This is a genomic window from Sphingomonas sp. Leaf257 (assembly GCF_001422185.1).
Taxonomy (GTDB): domain Bacteria; phylum Pseudomonadota; class Alphaproteobacteria; order Sphingomonadales; family Sphingomonadaceae; genus Sphingomonas; species Sphingomonas yabuuchiae.
In genome coordinates this window covers 224,206-245,359 of record NZ_LMMH01000023.1, presented here as the reverse complement: position 1 = coordinate 245,359, position 21,154 = coordinate 224,206, and the positions used below count along the sequence as shown (strand labels likewise).

The 21,154-nt window shown below is 66.1% G+C and carries 20 protein-coding genes and 1 tRNA gene; 7 read left to right on the top strand and 14 right to left on the bottom strand.

The window, feature by feature from the left end; translation table 11 throughout:
* Window positions 1-47 precede the first annotated feature (47 nt).
* Window positions 48-1,472 carry a L,D-transpeptidase family protein gene (locus tag ASF14_RS12025; protein ID WP_056435033.1) on the top strand — a complete coding sequence of 475 codons (1,425 nt, stop codon included), beginning with the start codon at window positions 48-50 and terminating at the stop codon, window positions 1,470-1,472.
* A 12-nt stretch (window positions 1,473-1,484) separates the two neighbouring features.
* On the opposite strand, the gene ASF14_RS12020 is transcribed toward ASF14_RS12025, so the two are convergent.
* The gene (locus ASF14_RS12020; protein WP_056435031.1) at window positions 1,485-2,327 is read right to left on the bottom strand and encodes a type 1 glutamine amidotransferase; all 843 of its coding nucleotides are present in this window, start codon (window positions 2,325-2,327) and stop codon (window positions 1,485-1,487) included.
* 288 nt (window positions 2,328-2,615) lie between these two features.
* Here ASF14_RS12020 and ASF14_RS12015 point away from each other — a divergent pair, with 288 nt between their 5' ends.
* Together ASF14_RS12015 and ASF14_RS12010 are read left to right on the top strand one after the other, a co-directional pair.
* On the top strand, window positions 2,616-4,700 hold the full coding sequence (locus ASF14_RS12015) for a TonB-dependent receptor (RefSeq protein WP_236697058.1): 2,085 nt from the start codon (window positions 2,616-2,618) through the stop codon (window positions 4,698-4,700).
* A 2-nt stretch (window positions 4,701-4,702) separates the two neighbouring features.
* Window positions 4,703-5,758 carry a PepSY-associated TM helix domain-containing protein gene (locus tag ASF14_RS12010; RefSeq protein WP_056435027.1) on the top strand — a complete coding sequence of 352 codons (1,056 nt, stop codon included), beginning with the start codon at window positions 4,703-4,705 and terminating at the stop codon, window positions 5,756-5,758.
* A gap of 4 nt (window positions 5,759-5,762) precedes the next feature.
* Here the strand turns inward: ASF14_RS12010 and ASF14_RS12005 are convergent, their stop codons facing one another.
* The 3 genes from ASF14_RS12005 to ASF14_RS11995 form a co-directional block, all read right to left on the bottom strand.
* A complete protein-coding gene (locus tag ASF14_RS12005) occupies window positions 5,763-6,014 on the bottom strand; it encodes a hypothetical protein (RefSeq protein ID WP_056435026.1) in 252 nt (83 codons plus the stop codon).
* Between the two features lie 71 nt (window positions 6,015-6,085).
* Window positions 6,086-6,268: a (2Fe-2S)-binding protein gene (locus ASF14_RS12000; RefSeq protein ID WP_443025792.1), complete on the bottom strand. Its 183-nt coding sequence runs from the start codon at window positions 6,266-6,268 to the stop codon at window positions 6,086-6,088.
* 68 nt (window positions 6,269-6,336) lie between these two features.
* Window positions 6,337-7,584 carry a DUF418 domain-containing protein gene (locus tag ASF14_RS11995; RefSeq protein ID WP_236697041.1) on the bottom strand — a complete coding sequence of 416 codons (1,248 nt, stop codon included), beginning with the start codon at window positions 7,582-7,584 and terminating at the stop codon, window positions 6,337-6,339.
* Between the two features lie 82 nt (window positions 7,585-7,666).
* Here ASF14_RS11995 and nhaA point away from each other — a divergent pair, with 82 nt between their 5' ends.
* Window positions 7,667-9,073: a Na+/H+ antiporter NhaA gene (nhaA, locus tag ASF14_RS11990; RefSeq protein ID WP_056435025.1), complete on the top strand. Its 1,407-nt coding sequence runs from the start codon at window positions 7,667-7,669 to the stop codon at window positions 9,071-9,073.
* Window positions 9,074-9,083: 10 nt separating this feature from the next.
* Here the strand turns inward: nhaA and purL are convergent, their stop codons facing one another.
* Genes purL through map form a run of 3 tightly spaced genes read right to left on the bottom strand, consistent with a single transcriptional unit; the run spans window position 9,084 to window position 13,711 of the window.
* Window positions 9,084-11,309 (bottom strand): phosphoribosylformylglycinamidine synthase subunit PurL, encoded by a 2,226-nt coding sequence (gene purL, locus ASF14_RS11985; RefSeq protein ID WP_056435019.1) that lies wholly within the window; start codon window positions 11,307-11,309, stop codon window positions 9,084-9,086.
* 55 nt (window positions 11,310-11,364) lie between these two features.
* The gene (locus tag ASF14_RS11980) at window positions 11,365-12,876 is read right to left on the bottom strand and encodes an ABC1 kinase family protein (RefSeq protein WP_056435407.1); all 1,512 of its coding nucleotides are present in this window, start codon (window positions 12,874-12,876) and stop codon (window positions 11,365-11,367) included.
* Window positions 12,877-12,883: 7 nt separating this feature from the next.
* Window positions 12,884-13,711: a type I methionyl aminopeptidase gene (gene map / locus ASF14_RS11975; protein WP_056435014.1), complete on the bottom strand. Its 828-nt coding sequence runs from the start codon at window positions 13,709-13,711 to the stop codon at window positions 12,884-12,886.
* 50 nt (window positions 13,712-13,761) lie between these two features.
* Here map and ASF14_RS11970 point away from each other — a divergent pair, with 50 nt between their 5' ends.
* Both ASF14_RS11970 and ASF14_RS11965 read left to right on the top strand, forming a co-directional pair.
* A complete protein-coding gene (locus tag ASF14_RS11970) occupies window positions 13,762-14,532 on the top strand; it encodes a competence/damage-inducible protein A (protein ID WP_056435012.1) in 771 nt (256 codons plus the stop codon).
* Window positions 14,533-14,708: 176 nt separating this feature from the next.
* Entirely contained in the window at window positions 14,709-15,686 is a 978-nt protein-coding gene (locus ASF14_RS11965) for an NAD-dependent epimerase/dehydratase family protein (RefSeq protein WP_056435011.1), read from the top strand.
* Window positions 15,687-15,711: 25 nt separating this feature from the next.
* On the opposite strand, the gene ASF14_RS11960 is transcribed toward ASF14_RS11965, so the two are convergent.
* The 4 genes from ASF14_RS11960 to ASF14_RS11945 all read right to left on the bottom strand — a co-directional run bounded on the left by ASF14_RS11960 (window position 15,712) and on the right by ASF14_RS11945 (window position 17,795).
* Window positions 15,712-15,785: transfer RNA gene (locus ASF14_RS11960), tRNA-Gly, on the bottom strand.
* A 68-nt stretch (window positions 15,786-15,853) separates the two neighbouring features.
* Window positions 15,854-16,486 (bottom strand): L,D-transpeptidase family protein, encoded by a 633-nt coding sequence (locus ASF14_RS11955; RefSeq protein WP_236697040.1) that lies wholly within the window; start codon window positions 16,484-16,486, stop codon window positions 15,854-15,856.
* 35 nt (window positions 16,487-16,521) lie between these two features.
* Window positions 16,522-17,472, bottom strand: coding sequence for a CDF family Co(II)/Ni(II) efflux transporter DmeF (gene dmeF / locus ASF14_RS11950; RefSeq protein ID WP_056435010.1), 951 nt, complete (start codon window positions 17,470-17,472; stop codon window positions 16,522-16,524).
* 47 nt (window positions 17,473-17,519) lie between these two features.
* Window positions 17,520-17,795: a metal/formaldehyde-sensitive transcriptional repressor gene (locus ASF14_RS11945; protein ID WP_056435008.1), complete on the bottom strand. Its 276-nt coding sequence runs from the start codon at window positions 17,793-17,795 to the stop codon at window positions 17,520-17,522.
* A 138-nt stretch (window positions 17,796-17,933) separates the two neighbouring features.
* Between ASF14_RS11945 and ASF14_RS11940 the strand changes: the two genes are divergently transcribed.
* Entirely contained in the window at window positions 17,934-18,764 is an 831-nt protein-coding gene (locus ASF14_RS11940) for a PEP-CTERM sorting domain-containing protein (protein WP_236697039.1), read from the top strand.
* Here ASF14_RS11940 and ASF14_RS11935 read toward each other — a convergent pair.
* Genes ASF14_RS11935 through hmgA form a run of 3 tightly spaced genes read right to left on the bottom strand, consistent with a single transcriptional unit; the run spans window position 18,754 to window position 21,019 of the window.
* Window positions 18,754-19,113 (bottom strand): Rieske (2Fe-2S) protein, encoded by a 360-nt coding sequence (locus tag ASF14_RS11935; RefSeq protein WP_056435006.1) that lies wholly within the window; start codon window positions 19,111-19,113, stop codon window positions 18,754-18,756. The genes ASF14_RS11940 and ASF14_RS11935 overlap by 11 nt on opposite strands.
* On the bottom strand, window positions 19,110-19,742 hold the full coding sequence (gene maiA, locus ASF14_RS11930) for a maleylacetoacetate isomerase (RefSeq protein ID WP_056435005.1): 633 nt from the start codon (window positions 19,740-19,742) through the stop codon (window positions 19,110-19,112). Before maiA ends, ASF14_RS11935 begins: the two co-directional genes overlap by 4 nt.
* Window positions 19,739-21,019, bottom strand: a complete 1,281-nt coding sequence (gene hmgA, locus ASF14_RS11925; RefSeq protein WP_056435003.1) for a homogentisate 1,2-dioxygenase — start codon at window positions 21,017-21,019, stop codon at window positions 19,739-19,741. Before hmgA ends, maiA begins: the two co-directional genes overlap by 4 nt.
* Between the last annotated feature and the right edge of the window lie 135 nt (window positions 21,020-21,154).

The following is a 21,154-nucleotide window of genomic DNA, read 5'->3' as shown; positions in this document are numbered from 1 at the left end:
TCATTTCGGTGCGTTTACGATCCATAACGAGGGAGCGACGAACGTATATGCGGACGGGATCGGTATTGGCGCTGGGACTGCTGCTGTCGGCATGCGGCGGTCAGGTCGCGACGGATCAGAATGCAACGTCTCCGACGAACGAGCAGGCCGGTCCCGCCCAATGGAGCGACCGCACACGTGGACAGCTGCGTCAGGCGATCGACGGACGGGCGGCGCATGGCCTGGACCATATGACGTTCGACGTGTCGGGCAGCGATGAGGCAACGACCACCGAACAGGCTCTCCGCTTCGCCACGGCCCTGGCGCGGGGTGCGACCGATCCCACCAAGCTCTACGACGTCTATACCGTGCCGCGCCCGTCGCCCGACCTGAAGGCCGGACTGGCAGCGGCGCTGCGCAGCGGTGACCTGACCAAATGGCTGAACAGCCTCGCGCCGCAGGACGGCAATTACAAGCGACTGTCCGACGCCTATCTGAAACTGCGACAGCAGCCCCAGGATGCCGACGTCAAGATCGCGGGCACCGGCGAGCCGATCAAGCCGGGGGCGAGCGACCCGCGCCTGCCGGTCATCATGCGCGAGCTGGTCGTACTCGACTATCTCGCGCCCGAAGCGGCGCAGGGGACCAGCTATGGCCCGACCGCCGTCGATGCGGTGCGACGGATGCAGGCCGATTACGGCATGAAGCCCGACGGCATCATCGGCAGCGAGGCGCTGGCGATCCTTAACATGTCCAACGCCGACCGGGCGCGGGCCATCGCGGTGGCGATGGAACGGCTGCGCTGGCTGGAGCGGACGCCACCCGCCACGCGGATCGACGTCAACATCGCCGCCGCGCGCCTGACCTATTGGCGGGACGGCAAGATCGTCGACAGCCGCAAGGTCGTGGTCGGCGAGCCGGATACCGAGACGCCGCAGCTGGGGTCGCCCATCTATCGCCTCGTCGCCAACCCGACCTGGACCGTGCCGCGCTCGATCCAGCAGAAGGAACTTGCGAAGAAAGGCTCCGGTTATCTGAAGGCCAACAACATGGTCTGGAAAGACGGCTGGATCGTCCAGCAGCCGGGGCCGAAAAATTCGCTCGGGCTGGTCAAGTTCGACATGCTGAACGACCATGCCATCTATTTGCACGATACGCCTGCCAAGGCGCTGTTCGGCATGGTCCAGCGCCAGCGGAGCCATGGTTGCGTCCGCGTGGACGACGCGCTGGGCTTCGCCGAGATGCTCGCCAGGGACGAGGGCGTGCTGGACGAGTGGCACAAGGCACGCGAGACGGGCGATGAGAGCTTCGTCAAGCTGCCGCGACAGATCCCCGTCCGGCTTCTTTACCAGACGGTGCTGTTCGACGATGGCGGCGAGCCGATCGTGCGCAACGATCCCTATGGCTGGGACGACCGGGTCGGTGCGGCACTGGGCTTCAAGGCGGGCAAGGCGCTCCGGGTGGTGACGGGCGCAGCGGATGTCGGGCCGTAACGGCCCGACGGCCTAGCCTCTCAACTTGCTGAGGTGGGAGAGGAAATTGGCGATTTCGCGGCGGCGCAACCGTTCCTCCGCGAACTCTCCATCCACCCCCAGCCGCCAGCGAAGCGCCCGGTCGTCGGGCGCTTCGTGAAGGGCGTCGAGATCGCTTCTCCACGCTTCGACATCGCCTTCGGTATCCGCCAACCCCGCCTCGACAAGGTCGCCGGCCTGTGCGGCGATGGCCAGGGCGATCTCGCGCAGCGCCAGTTCGGGGTGATATTGCACACCCCAGAAGACGCCGCGGTCGAAACGGATCTCCGCCGCCTGCACCCGTGTCACGGCATTGCTGGCGAGCAACGTCGCGCCGGGCGGTAGCTCCTCCACTTCGTCACCATGGATGGCGGGAGCGTCCCAGCTGAGCGGCCGACCCGCGAGCAGCGGATGGCTACGCCCCGCCTTGGTCGGGGTGATGCGGCGGGCAATGCCTGCCTCCATCCGCTCCGGCATTTTGCGTACCCGTCCGCCCGCCGCCGCGACCGCGATCTGCAATCCGGCGCAGGAGCCGAAGGATGGCACGCCCGCCGCGAATACGCGCGTCATGAAGTCGAGCTGACGCCGGACCTCGGGGCTGTCGTCATAGACGTGCATCGGCGAGCCCGTCAGGAACACCGCGTCGAACGCGGCCAAGCGGTCGGTCGAAAAGCCGGAGGCGGCGTCTTCGGCCGGGGAGACGATCGTCGTGGCAATGCCAGGCTGCATCTGTTCCAGCGTCGCGGCATAGGTCTCGCCCGAGCTTTTACCGGCCCGGCGGCGGCGGGCTTCGCGTTCCTCGGGCAATTCGCTTTGCGCGATCAGATAATGCGGCACAGAAAACTTTCGATCATGAGCCGCACCAACGCTTGCCCGCTCAGGACGGTCCGTCTCTAAGCCACGAATAATTGACCGGAAATGCTTCTGGCTGGGGCGGGAAAGAGGGGCCGGTGTATGACGACGAACAGGCTTGTCACATCCAGCTAATGCGACCGATTTGCAATCTAGCAACCTTTTGCCTAAGAGCCGCCCACCACAAAGGGGGTGGCGAATATGAATATCGGTTGGCGGCTTCTGGCGATGACCTCGGTCGCATTCTATCCGGCGATAGGTCACGCGCAGGATATGGCGCAGGTGCAGGAAGCGGGCGAAGCGCCGACGCAGGATATCGTCGTCAGTGCGGCGCGCTCGATCCTGCCGCCCAACGCGTTGCCGCTGACCATCGATATCATCGACAAGCAGGCGCTGGATCAGCAGATCGCTATCTCCGGCTCGGTGGTCGATGCGGTGGCGACGCTGACCCCATCCTTTTCGCCGACCCGCCAGAAGCTGTCGGGCGCGGGCGAGACCCTGCGCGGACGCTCGCCGCTCTACGCGATCAACGGCATTCCGCAGACGACGCCGCTGCGCGACGGCAGCCGGGACGGCTACACGATCGACGGCTTCTTCATCGACCGGGTCGAGCTGATCTACGGGTCGAACGCGTTGCAGGGCGTCGGTGGAACCGGCGGTATCGTCAACCAGGTCACGGTCGGCGCGCCGCGTCGCGAGGGTCTGAGCGGCCGCGCGCTCGTTCAGGGCACCGCCGATACCGAATTTCACGGCGAAGGGCTGGGCGGCAAGGTCGGCGGGCTGCTCCAGTACAAGTCGGGCCGCTTCGATATCAGTGCGGGCGCGGTCTATGAAAAGCGCGGTGTTTTTTATGACGGTGAGGGGCGCAGGGTCGGCCTGAACCTGACCCAGGGCGAGACGCAGGATTCGCGGACGACCTCTCTGTTCGCACGAGCGGGCTATGCCGTGACCGACACGATGCGGCTCGACCTGATCGCCAGCCGGTTTGAATTGAAGGGCGACGGCGATTATGTCGCAGTGGCGGGCAACCGCCTGACCGGCCTGCCGACCAGCGCCCGGCGCGGCAATCCGCCGGGTCGCAGTGCCGCCAGCCGGACGGAAAGCGTCGCGTTGTCGCTCACCGATCCCGACCTGGCCCAGGGCAACCTCGTCACCCAGATCTTCTGGAACCGCACCCGCGACACCTTCGGGGCGGAGATCAACCCGATCGCGACCTTCCAGGATCCGCTGATCGCGCCGGTGGGCACGCTGATCGACCAGTCGCAGAACCGCAGCCGCAAGATCGGCGGCAAGATCAGCTATGAGCGCGCGATACCCGGTTTCGAGGCGCTGACGGCGATCGTCGGTTTCGACGCCCTGTGGGACAAGACCGAGCAGCGGCTGATCCTGACGAACCGCGTCTGGGTGCCGCCCAGCGACTTTCGCAGCCTGGCGCCGTTCGGCCAGCTGAACCTCGCGCTGTTCGACAAGGCGGTGCGGCTGGCGGGTGGCGTGCGGTGGGAGAATGTCCGCATCCGCATCGACGACTATACCACCCTTGCCACCTCCAACCGCGTCGCGGTGAAGGGCGGCACACCGACCTTCCAGGACGCCCTGTTCAACGGTGGCGTCATCGTCGAGCCGATCCGGGGCATCCGCGCCTATGCCAGCTATGCCGAGGGTTTCACGGTGCCCGATATCGGCCGCATCACCCGGGCGGTGAACCGGCCGGGCGTTTCGATCGACACCTTCCTCGACATCGCGCCCATCGTATCGAACAATCGTGAGATCGGCGTCGAGGTGAAACGCGGGCCGTTCGATGCCAGCACGGCCTATTTCTGGTCGTCCAGCGACAAGGGGCAATTGCTGATCGCCAATCCCGGCGGCATCTTCGACGTGCAGCGGCTGCGGACCGAGATACAGGGGCTGGAGATCAATCTGGGCATGCGCCTGCCCCTGCCGGGGACGCGCCTGTCGATCGGCTATGCGCATCTGTCGGGCCGCTATGACAGCAAAACGCCGCCCGACGGGATCGTCGACACCGATCTGGACGGCGCCAACATCTCGCCCGACCGGCTCAACCTGGCGGCCAGCTATGATCGCGGGCCGTGGTCGGCGAGGTTTCAAAGCCAGTTCTTCCTGTCCCGCGCCTTCAAGGGGCGTCTGCGCGACCCGCGTAACGACTTTGGCGGCTATACCGTCGTCGACGGGACCATCGCCTATAATATGGGCAAGGGGACCATCTACCTCGCGGCGCAGAACCTGCTCGATCGCTTCTATATCGACTATTCCAGCGACACCCGGTTGCCGACCGACAATTTCAGCTATTTTGCCGGGCGCGGGCGCACCGTTACGCTGGGCTGGGATGTAAGGTTCTGACGATGAAGTGGCTGGATCTGGTCCATCGCTGGACCGGCGGTGTCATTGGTCTGGTGCTGGGGCTGCTGGGGCTGACCGGATGTCTGCTCGTTTGGAAGACGGCGCTGATCATGGTACCGGGCAAGGCGATGCCGCTGATCCGTGATCCGGCCTCCGTCGCAGCGGCGGTCCAGCGCCTGCTCCCCCAGCCCAAGGGCGGCGAGAGCGTGGTGTTCGCCGATAATGGCTTTGCCCTGCACCAGCTTCGCCTTGCCCATGGGGCAGGGGCCTATGCCGATCAGGGTGGGCGGATCGTCGATCGCTGGAGCAGCCAGTGGGAGCGGCCCGAGCTGTGGCTGTTCGATTTCCACCACCATCTGTTCGCCAGCGATATCGGCGAGACGGTGATCGGCATTGCCGGGCTGTGTGGACTGTTCTTCGTGGTGTCGGGCGCGATCCTGTGGTGGAGGACCCGGCGGACGTTCAAGTGGCGGCTGTTGCCAAAGCGGATGAGCCGTCCGGCGATCCTCATGCATCACCGCGATCTGGGGATCATCGTTGCGCCGCTGCTGCTGCTGTCGAGCATTACCGGCGCGGCGATGGTGTTTCGGCCGGTGGCGATGATTGTCGTCGCACCCTTCGGCTCTCCCGCCAAGGCGCTGGCGGCGCTGCGGCCGGGCAAGGTACATGGCGGACCGCTGGCGGCCAGCCCGCCCTGGCGCGCGATGCTGACGACGGCGAGCCAGCGTTTCCCTGACGCCGTTCCCCGTATCCTGGCCATGCCGCGTAAGCCGGGGGACCCGATCACGCTGCGGATGCGCCGGGCGGACGAATGGTTGCCCAATGGGCGAACCACTTTGGTCTTCGACGCCGCCACCGGTCGTCTGTTGTCGAGCAACGACGCGATGGCGATGCCGCGAGCCGCCCGCGTCTATAACATGCTCTATCCGCTTCATGCCGGGCGTGTCGGCGGACTGGCCTGGAAGCTGCTGATGACCGTCAGCGGCCTGGCGCTGACCCTGCTGGGGTCGTTGGCAGTATGGACCTTCTGGTTCCGGCGACCACGCCGCCGCCTATAGCAGGTTACTCGGGCTTTCGCAGGGCAGAGGCGAGGGCGATACCGGCCGCGAGTTGCAACAGGCCATAGGCTCGGCGGCGCCGGGGATGGTCGGCGAAGGGGCGGACGAGCAGATCGACCGCCGGAACGTCCGACCGCCAGAGTTCGACATGCCGTTTCGGCTGCAGCAGGCCGAGCAGCCCATCGCCGATCATGAAGACGGCGGCCATTTCGCCGCTGCGGCGCAGGCCGATCTGAAGGTTGGTCCGGTCGCTCATCGCCGCTCTCCCAAAACACCCCAACGCGAAAGCGGGGTTATGGTCGCATGGCGGCGGGGCCGCGACGCGGCTCAGGCGGCGGCGCGTTCTTCTTCGATGATGGCCCGTGCCAGGACCGCGCACTGGCCGCATTTGGGCTGGCGACCGAGCGCCTGATACATTTGACAGGGGGTCATGGAACCGGCGCGAGCGGCGTCGCGGACCTGAGATTCTCGGATGGCATTGCAGACGCAGACGAACAAGGCGCTCTCCATCGATTACGTCTCTCGTCTAGCGCTAATGAGAGTGGATCGCAAGCATATTGCGAGGCGTTTGCAGAAAATTATCCCGCTCTGCCAACCGCTCCCCGGCTCGCCAGTCGCCATAGGCGCTCGAGCGGTCCCTGACCGAAACGGGCGAGCCATGGCTGCGACCAAAGCATCATCAACCCCCACATCGGGGGTGCCAGGATATAGAGTTCGGCCCGGTTCCAGCGGGCGAACTGCCCCAGGCCATGACCGTAGAAGACCGCCGTCATGAGGAGGCTGGTTGCGATATAGTTGGTGAAGGCCATCCGCCCCGCCGCCGCGACCCGGACCGTCCACCAGCCGCCCGGCCGCATCAGCAGCAGGATCAGCGCGGCATAGCCGATCGTCCCGATCAGCCGGAAGGGTACGTTCAGGAGCAGCTCGACCAATGCGACTGCGCGAACATCGTAACCGCTGGCCATGATACCCAAAGCCATTGCGGCATAGACGGGAATGGTCAGTCCAAGGCCCATTGCGGCCCAGCGGCGATAGGCGGCGCGCGGCCAGTCTCCCGTCAGGAAGCCCGACTTGAACGCGGCCATGCCCAGCAGCATGGCACTGAGCGTGTCGGGACCGATCTGCATGAGGTCGATCAGTGGATTGCCGTTATTCTCCAGCCGAAAGGCGGTCGCCATGGCCCAGGGCCCGCGCATCGCGGCGATTTCCGGGGCGAGGCTGGCGGCCGGAGGGGTGCCGAAGGCCAGTTGATAGCTATCCCACAGGCTCGCCATTTGCGGGGTATTGCGCGCGGCGGCGACGAACAGCCCCAGACAATCCAGCGCACCGAATGCCATGGACAGTGCGGCAAAGCCCAGGGCGGTCCAGCACAAGGCCCGTGGCGTCAGGCCGACAAAGGCGAGGGCGACGATCCCGACCAGCGCATAATGGGCCAGGATATCGCCGGTCCAGATGAAGGTCAGGTGGACCAGACCCAGGACGAACAGCACCGCCATCCGCCGCAGATGGAAGGACGCTCCGTTCCACCCCGCCGCATCCGCCCGCTGGATGACCAGCAGCGTCGATGCCCCGAACAACAGCGAGAACAGCCCCCGCATCCGCCCGTTGACGAAGATTTCGGTCAGGAACCACATGGCGATGTCGATGGGGCGCCGACCGCCCCAGGCGACCGGGTTGGAATAGGCCGGGTCGGGCAAGGCGAAACCGGGCAGGTTGGCGAGCAGGATCGCCATCACCGCCACCCCGCGCAGCACGTCCAGCGACAACAGCCGCTCACCGGGGGCGGCCGACGTCAGGGTGGGGGCAGGGGCAGGACCGTCGGCCAAGGAATAGCTCCGTCTCACTTGCCGGGGCTTAGCCTGCGTTGCCGGGGATGCAACCACCGTGCTGGCGAGGCATTGGAATCCCATGGGATTATCGCCTCGCCTGACCGGCCGCGCCACCGCGCGTGCGCATCACTCGCCCGCCGCGTCGGCGTTCCTGCATAAGATAGAGCCGCTTTTCGCAGGACGGGAGGTCACGGGCGGGCCTTTGCTGCTCGCGACGATCCTGGCGCTGGCGATGACCAACAGCCCCTGGGCGGGCGGCTTCGAGCGTTTCTGGGATACGCCCGTCACCATCGGGTTCGGAACGGGTGAGGTGTCGCACCGGCTGGCCGAGTGGATCGACCACGCGCTTCTCCCGCTGTTCTTCGTGATCGTCGGGGCGGACGTGAAGCGGGAAATGGCGATAGGGCCATTGGCGCACTGGCGCAGCGCGGCGTTTCCTCTGTCGGGCGCGTTGGGCGGGATGCTGGTGCCGGTGGGGCTCTATCTGGCGGTCGCCGGGGGCACGCCTGCGCAACCCGGCTGGGGGGCGGTCATCACCACCGACACGGCTTTCGGCCTTGCGCTGATCGCGGTGTTTGCAAACCGGCTGCCTGCGGGCTTGCGTGCGACGATGCTGGCCTTTGCGGCGGTCGACGATGTCGGCGGACTGCTGGTCATCGCCTTCGCCTATAGCGGCGCGATCGACCCATGGGGGCTGGTTGTCGCGGCGGCTGGGCTGGCGGGCATCATCGGGCTACGCCGGATCGGCTGGGTGTCGTCGGTGCCCTATGTGCTGCTCGCATTGCTCGTGTGGGGCGGCGTTCTGGAGTCCGGCATCCATGCGACCATCGCCGGGGTTCTGATCGGCCTGACCGTCCCGGTCGAGCCCCGACTGCAACAGCATGCCTTTGCGCAGCGGGTCCAGCGGCGGGTCGACGAATTCCGCGACGCGCATGATGCGGCCGAGGATGCCCATGATGACGAGGAAGAGCATCGGCATCGCGAGCGGGCCGAGGAACGGCTGGGCTATCTGCACGAAATGGCGTCGGCCACGCGGGAGGCAAGCAGCCGGTTGATCGAGGTGCTGACCCCCTGGGTCAATTACGTCGTGCTGCCGCTGTTTGCGTTGTCGAACGTGCGCATCCACATTTCGGGGGATCTGCTGTCAATGATCGGCGGGCCGCTGGTGATGGGCGTCGTGTTGGGCCTCGTGATCGGCAAGCCGCTGGGCTTCCTGACCTTCACATGGGCGGCGAGTGCGCTGGGTCTGGCGCGGCGGCCCGATCAGGTGACATGGCCGATGGTGGCGGGCGTCGGCGCTTTGGCCGGGATCGGCTTTACGATCTCGCTCTTCATCGCAGGGTTGGCATTCGGCGACGGCGAAATGCGCGAGGCGGCGTCGCTGGGCGTGCTGTTGGCCTCGGTGCTGGCGGCGGCGATCGGCTATGCGATCCTTCGCCACTGTGCGGAGCCCCGGCACGCCGCCGAGGTTCCGACAGAGGGTTAGGGATAGGGGTTTAGGCGAGGGCGGCGTCCGCGCCCATCAGCGCGGGGAAGAAGCCCTCATGCGCGCGACGCAGATCGTCCAGCGCCACGACAAAATCGCCGTCCTCGCGCTCGAAGATCAGGCGCGTGCCCGCCGTGCGGCCGATCCGCTCGACCTCGACGCCCGCCTGATGCGCGTTCGCCAGGAAGTCCATCAATGCGGTGTCCTCGACCGTGGCGAGGTACAGGCCCTGATCCTCGGCGAAGAGCTGGCGGCAGGCCTCGCCCTGTTCCGGGAACTGGATCAGCGCGCCGATATTGCCTGCCAGCGCCATCTCGGCGACCGTCACCGCGATGCCGCCGTCCGAGACGTCGTGCACGGCGGTCAGGTGGCCAGCGGTGATCGCCTCGCGGACCAGATCGCCGGTACGACGTTCCGCATCCAGGTCGATCGACGGGGGCGGGCCGGCCTCGCGGCCTTCGATCCCGTGCACTTCGCGCAGCCAAAGCGACTGGCCGATTTCGCCCTTGGGGGTGCCGATCAGGACGATGACGTCGCCCGTGCCCTTGAAGGCCACCGTTGCCGACTTGGACCAGTCGGCCATCAGGCCGACGCCGCCGATCGCCGGGGTCGGCAGGATCGCCGAGCCCCCGCCGGTCGCCTTCGACTCGTTGTAGAGCGAGACGTTGCCCGACACGATCGGATAGTCGAGCGCGCGGCACGCCTGGCTCATGCCCTCGAGACAACCGACGATCTGGCCCATGATCTCAGGCCGCTGCGGATTGGCGAAGTTGAGGCAGTTGGTGATGGCGAGCGGCTTGGCGCCGACCGCCGTGATGTTGCGCCACGTCTCGACCACGGCCTGCATGCCGCCGGTCACCGGATCGGCATAGCAATAGCGCGGCGTGCAATCGGTGCTCATCGCGAGCCCCTTTTGCGTGCCATGGACGCGGACCACGGCGGCATCGCCACCGGGGCGCTGCACCGTATCGCCGCCGACCATATGGTCATACTGCTCCCAGATCCACCGGCGCGAGGCGATGTCGGGCGAGCCCATCAGCTTCAGCAGATCGGCGGCCGGGTCCTGGCAACCGGGTGACGTGATCGCGGTAGGCACCTCGGTCGGCACATGCGGACGGTCATAAAGCGGGGCGTCGTCGGCCAGCGGGGCGAGCGGGATGTCGCACACCACTTCACCCTTGTGGCGCAGGACCATGCGGCCGGTCTCGGTAACATGGCCGATGACCGCGAAGTCCAGTTCCCATTTGCGGAAGATCGCCTCGGCGAAATCCTCGCGGCCGGGCTTCAGCACCATGAGCATCCGCTCCTGGCTCTCCGAGAGCATCATCTCATAGGCCGTCATGCCCTCTTCGCGCTGGGGCACGTCGTCCATGATCAGTTCGATGCCGACGCCGCCCTTGGACGCCATCTCGACCGACGAGGAGGTAAGGCCCGCAGCGCCCATGTCCTGGATCGCGACGATCGCGTCCGACGCCATGAGCTCGAGGCACGCCTCGATCAGCAGCTTTTCGGTAAAGGGGTCGCCCACCTGCACGGTCGGGCGCTTCGCCTCCGCATCCTCGCCGAAATCGGCCGAGGCCATGGTCGCGCCGTGGATGCCGTCGCGGCCGGTCTTGGAGCCGACATAGACGATCGGATTGCCGACGCCGCTGGCGGCCGAATAGAAGATCTTGTCCTGATCCGCGACGCCGACGGTCATCGCGTTGACCAGGATGTTGCCGTCATAGGCCGGGTGGAAGTTTACCTCGCCACCCACGGTCGGCACGCCGACGCAGTTGCCGTAACCGCCGATGCCATGGACGACGCCGGAGATCAGGTGGCGCATCTTGGGGTGATCGGGACGACCGAAGCGCAGCGCGTTCAGGTTGGCGACCGGCCGCGCACCCATGGTGAACACGTCGCGCAGGATACCGCCGACGCCGGTCGCCGCACCCTGATAGGGCTCGATATACGAGGGATGGTTGTGGCTCTCCATCTTGAAGATGGCGGCCTGGCCGTCGCCGATATCGATGACGCCCGCATTTTCGCCGGGACCGCAAATGACCTGGGGCCCCTCGGTGGGCAGCTTCTTCAGGTGGATGCGGCTCGACTTGTAGCTGCAATGCTCGGACCACATGACCGAGAAGATGCCAAGCTCCACGAGGTTCGGCTCGCGGCCCAGCGCGGTCAGGACGCGCTGATATTCTTCTTCGGACAGGCCGTGGTCGGCGACGATCTGGGGCGTGATCTCGGTCATGGCCCGCGCCTTTAACGTGGTGTCGCGGGTTCGTCACTATCGGGATGCGAAGATGTTATCCGAAGTGCATCGCCACCGCGATGGCCACGCCGGAAAAAGCCAGTGCGGCCGCGATCCAGCCTGCGCCGGTGCGGATTGCCGTTTCGACGCCGCCGGTGGAAAGGCCCGCCTGTTCGCTCTCCAGCTTGCGGGTGGTCGCGCGGATCAGGCGGGGGAGGTCGTCGCCCAGCCGGTCGAGCTCCAGCGCCAGCGCTGCGGCCCGCCTGGTCCAGCGTTCGGGGGCGAGACGCGCCTCGACGATTCGTGTGCTGGCCCGGCGCAGTGCGGCCGACAGGTCGAAGTCGGGCTGGATGCCGCTCAGCACGCCGTCGATGGTGATGAGCGCCTTGAACAGCAGCAGCATGTCGGGCTGCAGGACGATGCGCTCTTCGCGCAGTACCGGGAATATGTCGCCGAGGATCGCCGCCAGCCGCAAAGCGCCGCCCCCATGCCGAGCCACCAGCCGGTCCGCGACCGCCTGGAAGCGTTCGGGCGCAATATCATCGGTTTGCGACCATTGCTTCAGTGTCTCTGCCAGCAAGGCCGAGTCGCTATTCGCGATCGACTGGGTAAAGGCGATCACCTCTTCGCGCCGACGCGGGGAAACATGGCCGATCAGGCCTAGGTCGAGCATGGCGATCCGGTTGCCGGGCAGACAGAGCAGGTTGCCCGGATGCGGGTCGCCGTGAAAGCGCCCATTGATGAGCGTCATGTCGAGCACGATGTCCGCCCCGGCCGAGGCGATGGCCGACGGATCGATCCCCGCCTGTTGCAGGATCGCGGCGTTGCGCGGCGGCACGCCGTCGATGAAGTCCATCACCAGCAGCATTTCGGACGTCTGCGCCCAGTGGATCGTCGGGACGACCACCCGCGTGTCGCCTGCGAAATCCTCACGCATGCGGTCGGCGTTACGGCCTTCGTTGGTGAAGTCGAGTTCTTCCAGGATGTCGCGACCGAGCTCGCGCACCATTCGTACCGCGCCATAGCGCCGGGCTTCGGCATTGGTCGCCTCGACCATCACGGCGAATTGGGTCAGCAGGCGGAGGTCGGCTTCCATCACCGGGCGGATGCCGGGGCGGCGGATTTTGAGGACGACCTCCGTGCCATCCGCCAGCGCAGCGCGGTGAACCTGCGCGATCGAAGCGGCGGCCAGCGGCTCGGGATCGAACCGGGCGAAGGCGGTCTCGGGCGGCTCGCCCAGCGCGGCTTCCACCTGTTCGCGCAAATCAGCGAAGGGCAGGCGCGGAGCGGCGCTATGGAGTTGTTCGAGCTCGGCGATCCATTCGGGCGGCAGCAGGTCGGCGCGCGTGGCCAGGATCTGCCCGAGCTTGACCCAGACCGGGCCGAGGGCTTCCATCGCCTGTCGGGTGCGGGCGGGAAGGTCGAAGGGCAGGGCGTCCGGATCCCGCCGCGCCGAATCGAGCCCGAGCCGCGCCAGCAGCACGTCCAACCCGAAGCGCGAGGTGGTGGCGATCACCTCGGCCAGTCGGGTGCGGTCGCGTGCCGCAACCCGGATCGCACCCAGCATCATGGCCTTAGATATAGGGCGGCTGGCTATAGCCCGCCGGGCTGAGCGTGAAGATTTCGCAGCCCTCTTCGGTGATGCCGATCGAATGCTCGAACTGTGCCGACAGCGAGCGGTCGCGTGTCACCGCCGTCCAGCCGTCATCGAGCAGCTTCACGTCGGGGCGGCCGATATTGATCATCGGTTCGATGGTGAAGATCATGCCGGGCTTCAGCTCGGGGCCGGTGCCGGGGCGGCCGACATGGACGACTTCGGGCGCGTCGTGGAACAACAGGCCCAGACCATGGCCGCAGAAATCGCGGACCACGCCGTAACGATGCTTTTCGGCATGCTGCTGAATGGCATGGGCGACATCGCCCATATGATTGCCGGGCCTGGCCTGCTCGATGCCCAGCATCAGGCACTCATAGGTCACTTCGACCAGCTTGCGCGCCTTGAGCGGCACGTCGCCGATCAGGTACATGCGGCTCGTATCGCCATGCCAGCCATCGACGATCGGGGTGACGTCGACATTGACAATATCGCCCGACTTCAACGTCTTTTCGGACGGAATGCCGTGGCAGACGACATGGTTGATCGAGATGCAGGTCGAATGGGTGTAACCGCGATAGCCCAGGGTCGCGGGCACGCCGCCGCGCTCGAGGATGAACTGGTGGATCAGGCGGTCGATCTCGGCGGTGCTGACGCCCGGCACCATATGCGGGACCAGCATGTCCAGCGTCTCGGCGGCCAGGCGGCCCGCCTTGTGCATCCCGTTGAACGCCTCGCGGCCCCAGAGCTTGATCGCGCCGGTCCGCCCCTGGGGCGCGTCGGCGGAAACGGTCACATAATCGGTCATAGCGGCGATATAGCGTGGCGCGACCGTTTTTGCGAGGCTATGTCGGGCGCATGGAAACCGCGACCCTACCTGAGCGTATCTGGACCGCCGCGCTGATCGTCATCGGCGACGAAATCCTCTCGGGCCGGACGCAGGATCGCAACATCGCGCAGCTGGCCACCTGGTTGAACGTACAAGGGATAAGGTTGGCCGAAGTGCGGGTCGTCGCTGACCGGCCGGACGCGATCGGCGAAGCGGTGAACACGCTGCGCGTCCGCAACGACTATCTGTTCACCACCGGCGGCATCGGGCCGACGCATGACGACATTACGGTGGATGCGATCGCGGCGGCGTTGGGCGTGCCGGTGATCGAGCATCCCGAAGCCCGTGCGATCCTGGAGGATTATTATACGACACGCGGCGGGGTGACTGCCGCCCGTGCCCGGATGGCGCGCACGCCGGAAGGGGCGTCGCTGATCCCCAATCGCGTTTCGGGCGCGCCGGGCATCCGCATTGGCAACATCTTCATCATGGCTGGCGTGCCACACATTACCGCTGGCATGCTCGACGCGCTGACCGGCACGCTGGAGGGCGGCCGCCCGGTCGTGTCGGGAACCATTGGCTGCTGGGTCGGCGAGAGCGAGGTCGCCGAGCTGCTCCGTCAGACCGAAAAGAGGCATGAGGGTGTGGCGATCGGCAGCTATCCCTTTTTCCGCGAGGGTCGGACGGGGGCGAATTTCGTCGTGCGAAGCCCCGATGCGGCGCAGGTCGATGCCTGTCTCCGGGATCTGACCCTCGCGCTGGAAGCCGATGGTCGCGACGTCATCGCGGGCGGCATCTGAGCCGCCGATCCTTTTGCATTTTCGTACTTTTTCAAGACTGACGCCCTAAAGGCGGGTCATCGGGCGGCGTGTGCCTGTCCTGGGTGGTCGATGATATGGAGTGGTTCCGGATGCGGATTGCGGTGAGTGGAACGGGGCGGATCGTTCGCCCCGATGCGGTTCTGGGACTTTAATCAATGGCCGCCCCCATCCTCGTTACCGGTGTGGCAGGGTTTATCGGTCACGCCACCGCCCATCGCCTGCTCGCACGTGGTGAGACGGTCATCGGGATCGATAATCTCAACGACTATTACGAACCGGCATTGAAGCAGGCGCGGCTTGCCAGTTTGCAGGGCGTTCCCGGATTTTCCTTCCATGCGATGGATGTTGCGGATGCCGGAGCCGTCGCCGCGCTGTTGCGGGAGCATGGCGCGGACCGCGTCGTCCATCTCGCGGCCCAGGCGGGCGTGCGCCACAGCATCGACCACCCCTTCGCCTATGAACGCTCCAATATCGGCGGGCAACTCGCGGTGCTGGAGGCCTGTCGCCACCAGCCGGGCTTCGTTCACCTCGTCTATGCCTCGTCCAGTTCGGTCTATGGCGACAAGCCGATGGGCGGGCAGGGGTTCAGCGAGGACGAGCCTTCGGTTTCCCCCGTGTCACTCTATGCCGCTACCAAGCGCTCCTGCGAATTGATGAGCCAGTCTTATGCTGCGCTCTACGGCTTTCCGCAGACGGGGCTGCGCTTCTTCACCGTCTATGGTCCATGGGGTCGGCCGGACATGGCCTATTTCTCGTTCACCCGGAAAATCCTGAACGGCGAGCCGATCGAAATTTTCGGCGAGGGCCGGATGGCGCGCGACTTCACCTATATCGCGGACATCGTCGACGGCATCGTGGGTGCGCTGGATCACCCGCCCGAGCGCGGTAGCCACCGCATCCTGAACATCGGCGACAGCCAGCCGGTCGGATTGATGGACATGATCTCCACGCTCGAGCGGACGCTGGGCCGCGACGCGATCAAGATCATGAAGCCGATGCAGCCGGGCGACGTGACCGCCACCTATGCCGATGTGTCGAAGCTCAACGCGCTGACCGGCTATGCGCCCAAGGTCGCACTGGCCGAAGGGTTGGAGCGCTTTGTCGCCTGGTATCGGGATTATTATCGGGTCTAGGATGACCCGGCGACCATCGAAGTGATGGAGCGGGTGAAGGGAATCGAACCCTCGTATTCAGCTTGGGAAGCTGCTGCTCTACCATTGAGCTACACCCGCGTCGTGGTGCTGCCTATTCAAGCCATGGGAATTTGGCAAGCGGGTGGGGCCAAATTTCTTCGGGGTCGTCAGCCCAGGATCGACTGGCCCAGCGCCATGGTCTTGCCGTTGGTTACGATCACCCGGTCGCCCAGTTTCGTCGCGGCGAACAGCTTTTTGGCAAAGCCGGTGGGTACGCCGATACAGCCATGGGTGGCGTTGCCGTAGCGCACATCGCTGGCGTGGATGGCGACGCCGTCATTGGTCAGCCGCAGCATATAGGGCATGGGCGCGTCGTACAGATTGGAGACGTGGTCAGCGTCCTTTTGCAGGATGGGAAACACGCCGAGCGGCGTCGGCATATTGTCCGCGCCATAGATGATCGCAGCCGTCCCGATCTCATAGCCGTCGCGGAAGATCGAGACGACCTGGGCGGCCAGATCCACCGTGATGACGATGGGACCGCCGGGTGCGCCGCTTTCGTCCCATATGAAGTCGCCGTGCTTCAATGGCCCCTTCAGGTCCAGGATACGGCGGACGACAAAGGGCGCGGGCGTCGGGGTAGGCGAGGGGGTCACGACCGGTGGATGGGGAAGGATGCGGGGCGCTGTCGTCTTGGCGGGCCGGGGCGCGTCATCGCGAGCGGCATGGCGGGCCAGCATCACGCCGCCACCCGCTACGCCCAGAAGTATGGCTCCAGCCAGAATTTGCAGCGCTCTCATCTTGCGCCTTCTACCACCCCTTCTTCAATAAGGGGTTAGCGGATTTCGACCGTGACATGGCCGAGCGCGGCCATCCCCTCCAGCCGCCGATGGATCGTCGCGCTGGTCAGCGCCGTGTCGATGCTCTCGACCGACAGAACCACGGCATGGGCGGTGGGTCCGATCCGCCAGATGTGGAAGTCGTGGATGCGCAGGTCGCCGGGCGCCTCCACCCGGTCGCGGACCTGACCGGCGAGCTTGGGATCGGCCGCGTCGAGCAATACGGTCGAGGCCTGGCGCATCAGCCCGACCGACCAGTTGGCGATGACCGCCGCACCGACCAGCCCGACCGCCGGATCGAGCCAGACCCAGCCCAGATAGCGCCCCGCCACCAAAGCCAGGATGGCCATGACCGAGGTCAGCGCATCCGCCAGGACATGGATATAGGCCGCGCGCATGTTGGTGTCGCCGCCATAGCGGTCATGCGAATGCCCGTGATCGTGGTCATGATGATCATGCGAATGACCATGGCCATGGGAGTGGCCGTGGCTATGCCCATGATCATGCCCGTGACCATGGCCGAGCAGCCAGGCGCTGGCGATGTTGACCAGCAGGCCCAGTACCGCGACGAAGATCGCATCCCCGAACGCAACCGCATGCGGATCGGCCAACCGCATGACCGACTCATAGGCGATGCCCAACGACACCAGCCCCAGCACCATTGCCGATCCGAAGCCCGCCAGTTCGCCGACCTTGCCGGTGCCCCAGCTATAGCGCGGGTTGGCGACGTGGCGCTTGGCATAGGAATAGGCGATCGCCGCGATCCCCAGCGCTCCGACATGGGTCGCCATGTGGAAACCATCCGCCAGCAGCGCCATCGATCCGGTCAGATAGCCCGCGACGATCTCGCCAACCATCATCCCCGTCGACAGCCACACCACCAGGCGTGTGCGGCGCGCATTCTCGTCATGGGCATGGCCCAGATAGTCATGGCTATGTGTATTCATAGGGGCGTTCACGGGGCTGTTCACGGCAAGACGTCCTTGATCGGCAATCAGCGGAAATGGCGGCGGAGCAACTTGGCCAGCTCGGTAGCGGCGGCCTTGCGTTCCTCGTCGGACAGGTCGGGGGCTGCGACATGGGCGTGGAGGTGGTCCTCGACCAGTTCGTCCATCAATCCCGCCACCGCGCCGCGAACGGCCGCGACAAGATGCAGCGTCTCGGCGCAATCGGCATCGGCCGTCACCGACCGCTCGATCGCCGCAACCTGTCCCGCGATCCGCCGGACGCGCGCGATGATCTTTTCCTTGCTGGTAGTGACATGGGCCATAATGGATAGGGGTATAGGGTATAGTGGAATTTCGATCAACGGGGTTGCGTACCGGCTTCGGCATCCGTCAGTAGGGCTGCCATGAAAGGGAGAGGTATGGGCATGATGGGAAAAATTCGGCGTGGGGGTTTGGTAGCGGTGGCATTGACCGCTTCCGCCCCGGCGGCGGCGGAGTCGATCCTGTTCGTCGGCAACAGCTTCACCTTCGGCGCGCATTCGCCGGTCATGCGCTATCGCCCCGATCTGGTCCGCGACCTGAACCGGGAAGGCATTGGCGGCGTGCCCGCGCTGTTCAAGACGTTCGCGAAGGAAGCAGGCCAGGACTGGCAGGTCAGCCTGGAAACCGCGCCCGGTCGCGACTTGGCCTATCATTACGACCAGAAGCGCAAGGAGATCGACCGGCGCTGGGATGTCGTCGTGCTACAGGGCTATAGCACCCTCGATGCGCAGCGGCCGGGCGATCCGACGCGTCATGCCGAGGCCGCAGGGCTGCTGACCGCCATGCTGCGCCGGGCCAATCCGCGCGTTCGGGTGGAACTGGTATCCACCTGGAGCCGCGCGGACCTGACCTATCGTACCGCCAGTCCCTGGCGCGGCAAGCCGATCACCGCGATGGCGGACGATCTGGCGGTCGGCAACGCCTATGCCGTGCGACGCTATCCCGAAATCTCGGGCACGATTCCGGTGGGGCAGGCATGGAACAGGGCCTGGGCGGAGCGGGTCGCCGATCCGAACCCTTATGACGGCATCGCCTTCGGACAGGTCGATCTGTGGAGCTGGGACCAGTATCACGCCAGCGCGGCGGGCTATTATCTGGAGGCATTGGTCGTCTTCGGAAAGATCACGGGGTTCGACGTCCGGCGGCTGGGCGAACAGGAGCGGGCGGGGATCGATCTCGGGCTGGAGCCGCGTCTCATCGGCCGGTTGCAGGCGATCGCGCATGCCGAGGTGACGGCCGTCACGCCGTAACGATCGCTCCATCGCGCACCGTGACCGGCCAGGGCGTCAGACGCTGTCCCGCGCAGGGGCCGCCCAGACATTGGCCGTCCGCCACATCAAAGATCGCACCGTGCCAGGAACAGACGATCCGTTCCCCATTCGGGGTCAGATAGGCGTCGAGTTCCTGCGCCAGCGGCAGGCCCATATGCGGACAGCGGTCGACATAGCCATGGACCGCTTCGCCACGCCGCACGACGAAGCCGTGGAAACGACCCGCCCGCATCTGGAGCACGAAGTTGCGCGCCGCGCCGTCGGCGATGGTATCGAGTGGGCCGAGCGTGATCCCGGCGGGCGTGGCGGTCAGGCGTTCGTCGCTCATGCCGCGTCGCCCTGAACCTCGGGTGATGCCTCGGGCACGCGGTCGCGCAGGCGCTGGGCCGCCGCGACGAGCAGGGGAAAGGGCGACAGGTCGACCGCGAACCGCTGCGCATTATAGACTTGCGGGAGGATATGGCAGTCGGCCAGCGTCGGCGTATCGCCATAGGCATAGCCCGCGCCGTGCCGCTCGATCAGCGTTTCCAGTGCGGCGAAACCCTCCGTCACCCAATGGCCGATCCAGCGGCTGATGGTAGCCTCGTCGGCGCCCATATCCTGCCGCAGCATCGTCAGGACGCGCAGATTGTTGATCGGGTGGATATCGCACGCTACGATCGCCGCCATCGCCCGCACCACGGCCCGCCCGGCACTGTCGCCGGGGAGGAGTGGCGGATCGGGATAGCGTTCCTCCACCCATTCGAGAATGGCGGGGCTCTGGATCAGCGGCCCATCCGGGCCCTCCAGCACCGGCACAAGGCCCTGCGGCTGGAGCGCGCGATAATCGGCGGCACGCTGCGCCCCCGTACGCAGATCATGCGCGACGCTGGTATGGGACAAGCCTTTCAGTGCCAGTGCCAGCCGTACCCGATAGGCGGCGCTCGACCGCCAATAGCCGTGGAGCGTCAGGCTCATAGGGGCAGCTTGGCCTTGGGAAAGTCCTTCCACACCGCATCGTAATCGAGTTGCGCATGCGACAGCGCATGGGTCGTCGGGCGATAGGGCCAGCAGCTTTCGACCATGAAGGCCATGGTGCCTTCGATCCGGTGCGGCTTCAGTTCCGCGTTGCTCGCCCCCTGCCAGCTGGCGAGGTCGGGGCCGTGGCCCGCCATCAGATTGTGCAGCGACAGACCGCCGGGTCGAAAACCCTCGGCCTTGGCGTCATAGGCGCCGGTGATCAGGCCCATCGCCTCCGACATGACGTTGCGATGGAACCAAGGCGGACGGAACGTGTCCTCCGCGACCATCCAGCGTGGTGGGAACAGGACGAGGTCGGCATTGGCGCGGCCAGGCACGTCGCTGGGTGAGGTCAGCAGGGTGAAGATCGAGGGATCGGGATGATCGAAGCTGACCGTGTTGATCGTGTTGAAATGCGACAGGTCGTAGCGCCAGGGCGCGAGATTGCCGTGCCACGCCACCACGTCGAGCGGGCTGTGGTCGAGCGTCATCGTCCAGAGCGAGCCGAGGAATTTCTGGACCACCTGGGTCGGCTCGTCGCGATCCTCGAACCAGGCGACTGGTGTCTCGAAATCGCGCGGATTGCCCAGGCCGTTTGCGCCGATGGGGCCGAGATCGGGCAGGCGGAACAGGCTGCCATGGTTTTCCGCGACATAGCCCGCCGCCTCGCCATCGGGCAGTTCGACACGGAAGCGGACGCCGCGCGGGACCAGTGCAATCTGGCCGGGAGCGATGTCGATCCGGCCCAGCTCGGTCAGGATGGCCAAGCGGCCAGATTGCGGCAGGAAGACGAGCTCGCCGTCCGCATCGACGAAGACGCGATCCATGCTGCGGTTGCAGGCATAGATATGGACGGCGACGCCCTCCAGATCCGCCGGATCGCGGTTGGCGAGCATCGTCGTCATCCCGTCGATCCAGTCGGTGCCCGGCGGCGTCATCGGCGCCGGATCCCAGCGCAGGCGATTGGGGGGCAGGGGGCTGTCGCTGGTGCCGAGCGCGAAACGCGGCGCGCCGTCATAGGGCTCGTAGGGCGGATGCTCGGCGGTCGGACGCAGGCGATAGAGCCAGGAGCGACGATTTTCGTGACGCGGCGCGGTGAAGGCAGTGCCGGACAGTTGCTCGGCATAGAGGCCGTAAGCCGGGCGCTGCGGCGAGTTGCGACCGATGGGGAGGGCGCCGGGAACCGCCTCGGTCGCGACGTGGTTGCCAAAGCCGGGGATATAGGATGTCGTCATCTCTTTTCCTCTCCTTCCAAGCAAGCCCCTCCCCTTCAGGGGAGGGGTTGGGGTGGGGCCTCTCCACGCGCTGCCGGTTTGCGGAAGCGCCCCACCCCCGGCCCCTCCCCTGAAGGGGAGGGGAGGAAGCCCCTT